13 protein-coding genes and 1 pseudogene are annotated in these 10,555 nt (G+C 45.1%); 8 read left to right on the top strand and 6 right to left on the bottom strand.

What is annotated here, in order from left to right; genetic code table 11:
• Positions 1-462, bottom strand: a 462-nt coding sequence (locus MR935_RS00965) for an IS5 family transposase (protein ID WP_290570243.1), incomplete at its 3' end; no start/stop codon positions are given.
• Positions 463-656: 194 nt separating this feature from the next.
• Between MR935_RS00965 and MR935_RS00960 the strand changes: the two genes are divergently transcribed.
• The 5 genes from MR935_RS00960 to MR935_RS00940 are packed head-to-tail and all read left to right on the top strand — an operon-like array spanning position 657 to position 5,370.
• Complete coding sequence (locus MR935_RS00960; protein ID WP_290570242.1) at positions 657-1,592, top strand: ATP-binding protein; 936 nt, start codon at positions 657-659, stop codon at positions 1,590-1,592.
• The gene (locus MR935_RS00955; protein ID WP_290570241.1) at positions 1,579-1,953 is read left to right on the top strand and encodes a hypothetical protein; all 375 of its coding nucleotides are present in this window, start codon (positions 1,579-1,581) and stop codon (positions 1,951-1,953) included. Before MR935_RS00960 ends, MR935_RS00955 begins: the two co-directional genes overlap by 14 nt.
• Positions 1,954-1,966: 13 nt before the next feature.
• Positions 1,967-2,362 carry a hypothetical protein gene (locus tag MR935_RS00950; protein WP_290570240.1) on the top strand — a complete coding sequence of 132 codons (396 nt, stop codon included), beginning with the start codon at positions 1,967-1,969 and terminating at the stop codon, positions 2,360-2,362.
• On the top strand, positions 2,359-3,255 hold the full coding sequence (locus MR935_RS00945; protein ID WP_290570239.1) for a hypothetical protein: 897 nt from the start codon (positions 2,359-2,361) through the stop codon (positions 3,253-3,255). The genes MR935_RS00950 and MR935_RS00945 overlap by 4 nt, the downstream gene beginning before the upstream one ends.
• Positions 3,256-3,300: 45 nt before the next feature.
• Positions 3,301-5,370, top strand: coding sequence for a hypothetical protein (locus MR935_RS00940; protein ID WP_290570238.1), 2,070 nt, complete (start codon positions 3,301-3,303; stop codon positions 5,368-5,370).
• 701 nt (positions 5,371-6,071) lie between these two features.
• Here the strand turns inward: MR935_RS00940 and MR935_RS00935 are convergent.
• Genes MR935_RS00935 through MR935_RS00925 form a run of 3 tightly spaced genes read right to left on the bottom strand, consistent with a single transcriptional unit; the run spans position 6,072 to position 7,489 of the window.
• Positions 6,072-6,977, bottom strand: a complete 906-nt coding sequence (locus tag MR935_RS00935) for a hypothetical protein (RefSeq protein WP_290570237.1) — start codon at positions 6,975-6,977, stop codon at positions 6,072-6,074.
• 15 nt (positions 6,978-6,992) lie between these two features.
• Positions 6,993-7,157: a helix-turn-helix domain-containing protein gene (locus MR935_RS00930; RefSeq protein ID WP_290570236.1), complete on the bottom strand. Its 165-nt coding sequence runs from the start codon at positions 7,155-7,157 to the stop codon at positions 6,993-6,995.
• The gene (locus MR935_RS00925) at positions 7,154-7,489 is read right to left on the bottom strand and encodes a MerR family transcriptional regulator (RefSeq protein ID WP_290570235.1); all 336 of its coding nucleotides are present in this window, start codon (positions 7,487-7,489) and stop codon (positions 7,154-7,156) included. Before MR935_RS00925 ends, MR935_RS00930 begins: the two co-directional genes overlap by 4 nt.
• 897 nt (positions 7,490-8,386) lie before the next feature.
• On the opposite strand from MR935_RS00925, the gene MR935_RS00920 reads away from it, so the two are divergent.
• Positions 8,387-8,659, top strand: a complete 273-nt coding sequence (locus tag MR935_RS00920) for an S-layer homology domain-containing protein (protein WP_290570244.1) — start codon at positions 8,387-8,389, stop codon at positions 8,657-8,659.
• Here the strand turns inward: MR935_RS00920 and MR935_RS00915 are convergent.
• Positions 8,578-8,916 (bottom strand): DEAD/DEAH box helicase, encoded by a 339-nt coding sequence (locus MR935_RS00915; RefSeq protein WP_290570234.1) that lies wholly within the window; start codon positions 8,914-8,916, stop codon positions 8,578-8,580. The two genes, MR935_RS00920 and MR935_RS00915, sit on opposite strands and share 82 nt — an antisense overlap.
• Before the next feature lie 302 nt (positions 8,917-9,218).
• On the opposite strand from MR935_RS00915, the gene MR935_RS00910 reads away from it, so the two are divergent.
• Positions 9,219-9,521, top strand: coding sequence for a type II toxin-antitoxin system RelB/DinJ family antitoxin (locus tag MR935_RS00910; RefSeq protein ID WP_290570233.1), 303 nt, complete (start codon positions 9,219-9,221; stop codon positions 9,519-9,521).
• Positions 9,518-9,823: a type II toxin-antitoxin system RelE/ParE family toxin gene (locus MR935_RS00905; RefSeq protein ID WP_290570232.1), complete on the top strand. Its 306-nt coding sequence runs from the start codon at positions 9,518-9,520 to the stop codon at positions 9,821-9,823. The genes MR935_RS00910 and MR935_RS00905 overlap by 4 nt, the downstream gene beginning before the upstream one ends.
• A gap of 251 nt (positions 9,824-10,074) precedes the next feature.
• Here the strand turns inward: MR935_RS00905 and MR935_RS00900 are convergent.
• Positions 10,075-10,533 (bottom strand): annotated as a pseudogene (locus tag MR935_RS00900) (sigma-70 family RNA polymerase sigma factor); the annotation flags it as partial.
• Positions 10,534-10,555 lie beyond the last annotated feature (22 nt).

Below are 10,555 nucleotides of genomic sequence, written 5' to 3'. Positions count from 1 at the left end.
GGTGGAGCTGGGCGCATTGATGATGGTGGCGTCCACAATGGTGCCGCCCTTCATCATGTGTCCGGTTTGTACCATGACGCGGTTGATTGCATCGAAGAACAGCTTATTCAGTCCGTTTGCTTCCAAAAGATGACGGAATTTGCACAGCGTTGTTTCATCCGGAACCGCTTCCGTCATGAAGTTAATGCCTGTAAATTTTCGCATGGCGTAGCTGTCGTAGATGGCATCCTCGGTAGCCGGATCGGACAGGTTGAACCAGATCTGAAGCAGATACATCCGCAGCATTTTTTCAATGCCCATGGGAGGACGGCCACGTTTTCCCTTAGGGTAGTAGGGCTCGATAACGCCAACCCACTCGTCCCAGGGAATGATCTCGTCCATGATTTCCAGAAATTCCTCCCGCTTCGTTTTCTTTTTGCGGAAACTGTATTCGATATCCGTAAATGTTTCCTGTTTCTTCATCGCCATACACCACCATTGCTTTGTTAGTCTTATTATCCCACATCCCGAGCCTTTATGGTAGTGCGGATTAAATCAGAGGTTCCATAGCTTTACCTATCCTTAGGTATTAGGATATATTGAAAATTAGTATTGCGCAAAGCATAAAAGATATAGTATAATGATACCAAAAGATAATATTTACTGGATGTGAGAAGATGCCGTTTCAATTATCGGATGGAAAAGAAAATTCCCACAATACAAATGAAGAGAAAATATATGATGTTTTCTATCCAAAATATAAACTTTCCGATCTAATAGTATCTGAGGAATGCTTAAATCAATTAAACTCACTGCTTAGCAGAATTCGATATCATGACCTTGTCTATGTCCATTGGAACCTATCATCAGTTTTGCCTGACCAGCAGAGTATTTTGGCTAATTTTTATGGAGATTCCGGTACTGGTAAAACAATGGCTGCGCACGCGATTGCGAATGCTCTGCAAATGCCGCTCCTAATTGTAAACTATGCCGAAATTGAGTCAAAATATGTAGGAGAGACTCCCAAAAATCTGGTACGTCTTTTTCAATTTGCATCAGAAAGTCATGCGGTAATTCTATTTGATGAAGCGGATGCCTTGTTAAGCCGCCGTGTCACCGATATGCATAGCGCTGCCGATGTGAGTGTAAATCAAACCAGATCAGTTTTGCTTACCCAATTGGAGAAATATAAAGGGATTATTCTGTTTACAACAAATTTTATAGCAAATTATGATTCTGCTTTTATGCGACGCATTACATTGCACATCAATTTTACCTTGCCTAATGTAATGTTGCGCCAAAAAATTTGGGAAAAATATATCCCTTCTCAGATGCCAGCAAAAATAGATTTTAAAGCTATTGCGGATGGCTATGAAGGAATCAGCGGTGCAGATATTGCAAATGCTGTGGTTTCTGCTGCTTTTGCTGCTGCTACGGAAAAAAGGGATATCATTCCGCAAGAGTATTTTGAACGGGCAATTTCAGACATTATAGTGGCTAAGCAGTGCAACCGATCAACGATTGCTTCTATGAAAACCCGGACGGTTGACGCCAATTATGTCTATCAACAAATAGGAACAAAAGAAAGAGGATCGTCTCATGCAATTTATTGATTGGATCAAAATCAGGGCAGCAAAATTTCTTAATAAGGTTCGTCAAGTATGGTCGCGGTTGATAACTCAGCTACAGCGTGTTATGGAGAAGTTTGCTGAAAAAATGCTCGAAATACTTCCCAATTCGGTTTTAATGGGTAGTACAGTTTGGATACGCAGATTGACTGATAAAGTTCAGAAATTGACAAAAAATTACACACAGAATAAAATAACGCAACAATGGGAGGAAACTGTTGTCACTGAAAATATCACTGAAGATGATATCCCTGAAGAAATTAAGAATAAATATGGTGTTGAAATTGGAGAATTTGAGATTTCTCAGGAGTTAGAGTTGCAATTGGACTACTGTCAAACCGCGTGAAAGGGTGGTTTTTTTGAGTGACAGCAAGGTGATTTCCGACTTTCTAGATGCGTTAAAGCAACTGCTTGCGGCATTGAAGGGAAAACGAAGATTATCAGATTACATTGAAGCAGCTGAAAAAGCTGCCGATCAGGAAATCAACAGAACTCTAGCGAGTGGCAAGATAAAGTACATGGGTGGAAAATGCTTTTTCACTTGGGATAATATTGGCAAAGAGGTAATTGGGGAAATTACTCTATATTTTGTGCGCAATGGGGAGGAATATTGTCAAAAAAGTATGGTGCAGAAGATTCACATGGATGATTTAGATGTATCGGATGTAGTGAATATTCAAAAAGCTGGACAATTGGTTTTTGACATTTTGCCGCCACAAAATTTGATAAAAGATAAAGAGGATGATTTGTCGTGACAATTTGGGCAATTGTTATTTTGGTGATACTATATATCTTTTGGCGTATAGTCTCTGGAATGTGTTCTGCCACTCTACAATTGTTTCAGAATTATCGATTCGGAATATCAGTGTTTTTGGTTGCTGCAATTCTGACTGCTATTTTGTATTATGCGATTGATAGCAAAATTGTTTTTCTAACCATTCCTTTAATTTATTTACTTGCGTATAGTTGGAAAGCCATACAGATCAATGAGCAGAAGCGTCAGCAGAAGATTTTGCAAGAACGGGCTATGGAAGAAGCTAGGCGGCAAAAAGAGATGGATTTTCAGCGTGAACAGGCTGAGCGAGAAGCGCAGATTCGCCGAGAAGAAGCGGCAAGCAGAGAGCGGATGCAGCAAGAACAGATAAAGTATGATGAGAAAGTGCGGCAGGAAAGTTTTCAACGCAAACAACGGGAATTAGAATTCCAAAACCGCATGGAATTGGAAACCTTCTTGCGAAAAGAATGTGCGCGAATGGGTGCAGTGACAGAGGAAGACTTGAAAAAAGCGTCCTTTCGTTTCCGTGAAAAGGATTACCCGGAAAACGATCCTTATGAGAAGATCGTCCACCGCTTTCTCGAACAATGCATGGCAGAATTTGAGCGCATGGTTGAAAGCATCATTTGTAATCAATGCCGCGTGCAGCCATCTTCTGAACCACAGTTGATCCGGTTTGTAAAAGAATCTGATCTTCTTGCGGATTACACTTACGAAAACACCAAAAGCCCGGAGGTGTTGGTGAATCAGGCACTCAGTACACTTTTGCGGAATAATCTTCTATCAAAAGTAGGCGAGGAATATTTACTTCCACATAGTTATGGCCGAAGCGGAGTCGAACAGCAACCAGAGCTATCGATTGATGACCTTTAAAAGGAAGAAGGTAGAATAATGCGGTCTATCACGGAGAATGCGATTTTGACAAAGGTGCGTACGTTAGGCGTCAGTGGTATAGAAGTCGCCCCCAACATTTCTCCTGATGGTCTGTCAGGGTGTAAACAATATATTGCACCTTCTGCAGATCCGCGTACCATGCTATTTGTTACAAATGGGGGAGCCTTTGGGCGTGGTATCCCCAAAACGGGCATTGCTTTGAATGGAGAATATTTGTTTTATAGAAACCTAAAGCAAACGCCAGTCGCTGTGCGCCTGAGGGATATCACTTCCGTGGAATATCATCCCAGCAAACAGCATAAGGACAGCACTTATCATAGTAACGATCGAATCATTCTTCATTGTGGTAATAAGGCGGATCGACATATGGAAGACTGCTTGATTGGCTGTGATTGCTTGGGAATGACACAGTTATTGCAGCAGATTCTTGAAATTGCTGCGCAAATGAAAACTGATATACAGAATTTAAGCTTTAACCAAATGCATGAGGATGTTCATATTGCCTACTTCAAAATTTTATGCAACTTTTGCTTTTTAGAGCAAAAAAAGATTGCGCCGAATGCAATGACAGCAATCCACAATATTGCAGATCGTGTGGAGTTATCCAGCAGCAAAAGAGTAGAGATCACGAATTATATAATGCGTATGGAACAGCGTGAAACTGTAGGTAAGCTTGTTTCCGATGCAGCTCAGCAATTATCGACTGGTGGGTTGAATATATTGCGCGCTGTATTGCTGTTTGATGTGATTTATCTGTATCGTATATTGCATCACTCCGCTGAAGAATGGATAGAAAATCCATTTATTGTAAATATTTCTAAGGCGTTGTGCATTTCCTCTGAATGGCTAAAATGCCTAAATGGAATTTGGGATCTCTTTATAGAAAATTGCTATCCGTTTTCTCCCAATATTAGCAAAACCGGTCGCGAGTTATATGCGGTTGCAAAAGACTATGGGATACCGGTTCAAGAATTTCAACTTGAGAACTATTGCGCGCAAGCAACCGTTCTGCGTTATGAAAGAAATTTGAATCAAAATTTATTCTATCAGAATCTTTGCTTGTTGGAATCTGCTGCTGCTCTGTTGCCGGAAGATCAGAAAAAGCAACTTAAGGAACATGCAATGCAGTATAGATTGACGTTCATGAAATACCTTAAGGAAAACCTGTGCGATGAAATCAGCGTAGAATTGCTCGATGATTGTAAGATGCTTTATAGCAGAACACAGGATAATGAAGATTTACATCTACTGGCTTATATATATGCGCAAAGCGGGGATCGAATCCGTATGGAGAAAGCCGTTGATGTATTAAAATCTGCGCTTGCAACAGAATTTGATATTCATTCGGAAATTGATCAATTGTATAAAATTGTATGCTGTCAAATGAACCGCAAAATGTATCAGTTGTTTTTGAAATTCCAGCAAAATGCAAAGAAAGCTCTTAAAGAGGAATATGGAATAAAAGACTCTTTGGGAATGGACTTGTTGCATTATTCACTATTATTGAGTGATGATGAACAGTGGAATATTTTGCTTTCCTCTGGGAAATTCATTTGCGATTTGGATGAAATTCACCCTGATTTATTGGCATACGGTTGCATTGGTGCTTTGAAACAGAGTGATGAGTTAATAAAATCGTTATTTATGCACACGACGAGTACGGCTATTCAACTATCCAAGCAGTATAAAAAAGAAAAGTTTCAGGAAAAAGTGATTGGCGGATTGTGTGATTATGTGGAACGGAAATCGCAGATTTATGCTCGCGGATGTGCAAATGAAGAAGATAGGCAAATTTTAGATAATATGAATTCTCAAGTTGATTCTTGCAGGTCGATATATTCAGAAAAACAGGAAGATGGCAGTCGATGTAATAATAGTAAGGCAACAAAAGAGATGTTATGCCAACAATTTATATCCTATAGACGAACATGCTTAGCATTGGTGCAAATGGAACCTACAAATATATATGAATCTACCTTATATAAGATATTCCAAAATCCATTCTTGCTCAAATCATTGGCATTACTGGAGCCAAAGACTTGTTCGCTGATAAATACAGGTACTCAGATTTTTGTAGTACCAAGTACAAACTAAAGCAACACCTTATTTGCCATCCTTTCTTTTATTATTCAACGCATCGCAATGATTATTGCTCGATAGGAGGTGAGATAATGTATTGGATTTGCACGAACTGTGGAAAACGGATTCATATGGGCGGTAGTGGTAAGCCGTCGGCTAAATCGGGCGGGCGTTGTCCTGCGCATCCTGCTGGAATTCATTTGTGGATACTTGATGAATAAATTGTTCTGAATTAGATCAGCCATAAGATGCGTTGAGTACGTTTAATATTGGATGAAAGATAGAGCCATATAAAAAAGAGTAGCCGATAACTCAATGAGGAACTGCACCCCATTTGTTAGACAGTATGGTATACTGAATAACAAGTGGGGTGCGTTACTATGCCAAAAGGAATACCAAACAAACGATATACACCAGAAGGTAGTGTCAAGGATTTTTCGCAAAATGGTTTGCAGACTCTGGCATGAGTGAAGTCAGCCGGCAATAGAGGCATCCTCAAGGGCGGCCTCCAGGTGCTTCAGGGACAATCCCAAATTCTGTGTAACCGCCAAAAGCGGTGCAAATAGAGAAAAATTTATCATGGGCGGCAGACGGGTAAAACGGCTGCCGCCTTGTTAACAACATAACGCCAGCGAGAGGGGATGTCAAGACGAAGGCATTCATATCCCCTCTGCCATCGATCTGAAACGGCATTATTGTTTTGTACGTTTCGGTTGTTATGGAATATAGATGTTTCCAAACCCGTTTTCCTCATCCATATCGCTGGAATACCGTTCCCATGCGAAGACATCGTCGACGCGGTTCATCTCACGCCAAGTGATAGGGTTTAGGAAATCGGCCAATCCTTTGCCGAGCGGAAAGCCGGTGCCCCAATAGCTGCCCGTCCGTTCGCCCGCCCGGTCGACGGCATATGCCTCAAAAGGAACATGGCGCATACACGCGTCGTAGAACGCGAGCGGGTCGTCCTTCGGGAACACCATCAGTTCGTCGATGACTGCCTGCTCGGCGGGTGTGATCTCGTCGCCGGGGTAATAGACCGCCACAAAGCGTTCCTCTGCCCGGTGCGCGTAGGCCGCCGAGAGTTTGAAAAAGGCGAAATCCGTGCAGGCCGGGGCGACCTTACACAGACGCCGGTGTAGCAGCTGCTCGTCCGTGTCGAACAGGTAGGTGTGCCGATAGGTTGGGACAGCATCAGCCGGGAAGCCGATGTACAGATATTTGGCGTCTGCAGGCGGCGTCCAGCGCGTCATAACTCGAGGCCGCTCGCGCATTTGGTTGGTCTTAGTTTGCAGCCATAGGATCTGGTTGCCCGTGGTGATGCCGAAATAGTCCTCCTTGCGGCATTTGCGCCGCGCACGTTGGAAGTTTTGATGGTTGTACAGGCCGTCGTAAACCGACCGCTGCGGCGCATCGAAACAGGCTTGCTCCAGCGAGTCGCGGCAGACTTGCCGCAGTGAATCGTCCGGCGCGCATCCGCGATGCAGGATCAGCTTGCAGGCTGGAAAAGTCACGTCCGGCCAAGGCTTGTCCAAGACGGGTTCCGGGCAGTCCGGTCCGGGCAGTTCCAAAACAAACGGCCCGCCCGCGCCTTGATTGGAATAGAAGGTGATCGTCAGTGACATGTGCTCTCCTTTCTCTCACAGGTTTTCTTTCAAAAACAATCGAATGCTTTCCAGCGGAATTCTCCACTCCCGGCCAACCTTGACGGCCGGGAGTTCTCCGTTTGCAATCATTTTGCGGATCTGTTGGCGGGTGGTCTTGAGCTGTGCGGCGGCCTCCTTGACCGTCAGGATCTCACTCATGCCCACGGGCGGGACTTCCTTTCCGACCGATTACCCCAAGGGGAACTGCCGGGTTTGTTACCCCAAGGGGATTTGTCTGGCTTGTATGGCTTGCTGTCCCAAGGGGCGTCCTTGCCTCCGTGCGGTCTGTTGCGCTGCTCCTTGTAGATATGGTTGTGCAGCTTGCGCACCAGTACCTTGCGGAAGCCCCAGTTGCCGTACTGATCTTCCTGCGGACGTATGTCGTACTTCTCGGCATAATGCCGAAGCTCGGCTTTGTCCATCTCGAACAGACGGCAGACCTCGTCGATCGTGTAAAAGTCTTTCATCTCGTTGTAATTGATGTATTTCATGAAATAAAACTCCTTACAGTGAATTGGGATTTGGCAGGTGGGTGAGACGCAACTCACGACATTTCACGCTGCCTTATTTTTATGTTAGTCAATTCACTGCAAAATGTGCTGTATTTCATGTGGGTTCGGCGATCAAAAGACGGTTTATTTCCATTTTCCACAGTACAGATCCACAAGGATTGTGTTGCTTTCAACCGCCTGCAGGATCTCGGATAGGCTGGGTATGCGCTTTGCAGGCCGAAATTATTTATTATTATTGGGGTTTGATTCTTGTGTAAGAAGTGAGGCATTCTGTCTAAATTTCTTATGATAATCTTGACACATTGTTGAATTGCTTATTATACTTTACTATTTTAAAACCGAAAATTGCAATAACAAATTGAACACTTGAGCAGAATAAAGCGCGCTGTCAGCTGGTGGCGTAGATACTATCCAGCTGTAGCTCAAACAGTTCCTCAGGAGTGCGGTAGCCCAGACGTTTTCTGGGAGTGGCGTTGATCTCGTCAGCAAATAGGAGAATCTGTTCATCGGAATAATCGCGAATGGAACGTCCCTTGGGTAGGAATCTACGTAGAATAGGGGCGTCCTTTCATTCTTCAGCGGCCAGCCTTCGCAGCGATATCCGCTGCAATACTGGAAAACGCCCCATAAAAATGCCTCCTCAATTAGATGCAGCAATTCAGTATAATTATATCGTGATTCGTGTTTGGCATCTATCACAAGCAGGTTAAGCCTGCGTAAAATTATGGCATAACCCGTCTCGGAAGTTTTTAAGCGAAACCGTGCGGGGATGTGGAAGCACCGCCTGCTTCAATCATACGATTTACTTTGATTTTACACAGTTTTAACCCGTTTATGGTCGCGCCTTAACGCTGATACGCATTGCCGTTCACTGATGTGGAGAGTGGCACATGGTACACCGAGACTGTCCGCTGGGCAGCATCGGAGGGTGTCGTCACCGGCACGAGCGCGACCACTTTCGAGCCGGACGCACCGGTCACGCGGGAACAGTTCGCGGCCATCCTGTACCGCTACGCGCAGCAGAGCGGCGTGGACGTGTCGGTCGGCGAGAACTCGAATATCCTCAGCTATAGAAAGTCCAGCTTGCCCTTTTGCGCTTTGCGGAGAATCTTCTCTGCATCTGTCTTGCTGCGTGTAGAATCAATGTAGTCAGCGGGAATGCCCTTGCGCTGCAATTCTTTCACTTGGTTATAGATTAGCGCCAGCAGAGGTTCCACCACCACAGTCAGCCCTTGCAGCACCAGTCCGGCGGTCTGGTAAATGGCTGTCTTACCAGAAGATGTCCCGGCAATGACAATGGTATCCTGTTTGTCGGTCAATGACTTGATCGGTGCAACCTGATGCTTGCGCGGCTTGTCAAAGCCCAGATCATGCAATGCGCATTTGATTTCCCGTTTGATATCCATAAAAAGTCCTCCTTCGAGAATAGATTTGTTCTCATGTTGGAAGATGGTAAAAAGATAATGGCCGATCGTTGCAAAAATGCAAAATTTTTCTGCAAATCGATGGATAGAAAATTGGTTGAGAAAACCACTGTATTGCATAGTTGAGGCATGGTTTTGCTCAATCAGGTTTTGAAAAGTGTAAATATGTGCAAATAGATAAGGCGGTCAAAAACAATTGCACGCATTTTTGTAGCTACAACGTATCTACAGTTTTGACAAATAGGCAATCTTTTGTTATACTAAATCCAAAGGAGGAATGACGTATGGGAAATGTAGTTTCTTCTGCCAAAACGGATATGTTCCGTATCCGCATGAACCCGGAAATCCGGGAAGAACTGGAACAGATTTATGCGAAAAACGGCCTGACGCTGACGGACGCGGTCAACGTGTTTTTCCAGCAGTCAATCAATGCGGGTGGTTTCCCGTTCGCGGTGAACGAGGATAATGCCGAGATCATCAAGGCAAAGGCGCTGTCGCGGTTGATGAAAGAGCTGCAAAAAGGCGACGACTGCGCCGAAGTGTGTTCTGCCGACGATGCGCGCAAGCTGCTGGGGCTGTCTGAATGAAGGTGTTATTTAAGAAAACCGCGCTGGACGATATGCAGGCAACGGAACGCTATATTTCGGAAACGCTCGTCAATGGGGCGGCTGCGAAAAAACTGACCCGGCGTGTATATGACGCGATTATGCTGCTGGCGGATAACCCCTATATGGGGACGGAACTCTGCCGTAAATTTGCTGTGGAGACCGATCTGCGATTTTTGGTGGTGGCAAAGCAGCTCGTCTTTTACCGTGTGGTGGACGATGATCATATCGAGGTCACGCGCGTGCTGGACGGACGGCAGGATTACATGGCGCTGTTGTTTTAAGGCATCTCGCCATACAAAAAAGCGCTCAGCTGTAATACGGTTCTCCGGCAATCCATAAGACAACAAAATGTGCCCATTGGCTGCTTGCCAATGGGCACATTTTCCTTTTCTCGGATTGCAGAGCGTTCCATTTCACCGCACTTCCCTCGTTATATTTGAAACCGCCAGTTTATGTAGTAAACCACCTCATATTCCCCTCGATATGCAGATAGCGGCCTTGAAAAGTGCATTTTCTCTATACTGCTCTGTGGCTGTGAAATTTGCGTCCTTTCGTTTTGCGAAATGTGGATCTCGTCGGCGACCTCCATCTGGGTTCGTCCCTCGAAAAAGCGCAGACGGATGATCCGCTTCTCCCGCTCGCCCAAGCTGTCGATCGCCTCTTTGAGTGCGATGCGCGCCAGCCATTGCTCATCGGTGTTCTTGTTATCGCCCACCTGATCCATGACGCACACGGTATCCGCACCGTCGTGGAACACCGGCTCGAACAGCGATACCGGGTCGAGGATCGCGTCCAGCGCGAACACGACCTCCTCCTTGGGTACATCCATCGCCTTAGCCAGCTCGACAATATCCGGCTCGCGCTGGTGCTCGCGCAGGAAGGCTTCCTTGGCTTGCAGCGCCTTATATGCCATATCCCGTAGGCTGCGGGATACGCGCAGCGCGCTGTTGTCCCGCAGATACCGCCGGATTTCACCAATAATCATCGGCATGAGTACACAAAGGTGAAAAACG

It is taken from the genome of Agathobaculum sp., assembly GCF_022775115.1.
GTDB lineage: Bacteria > Bacillota > Clostridia > Oscillospirales > Butyricicoccaceae > Agathobaculum.
The sequence above is the reverse complement of the archived record's forward strand: the minus strand, read 5'-3'. Positions and strand labels throughout refer to the sequence as shown.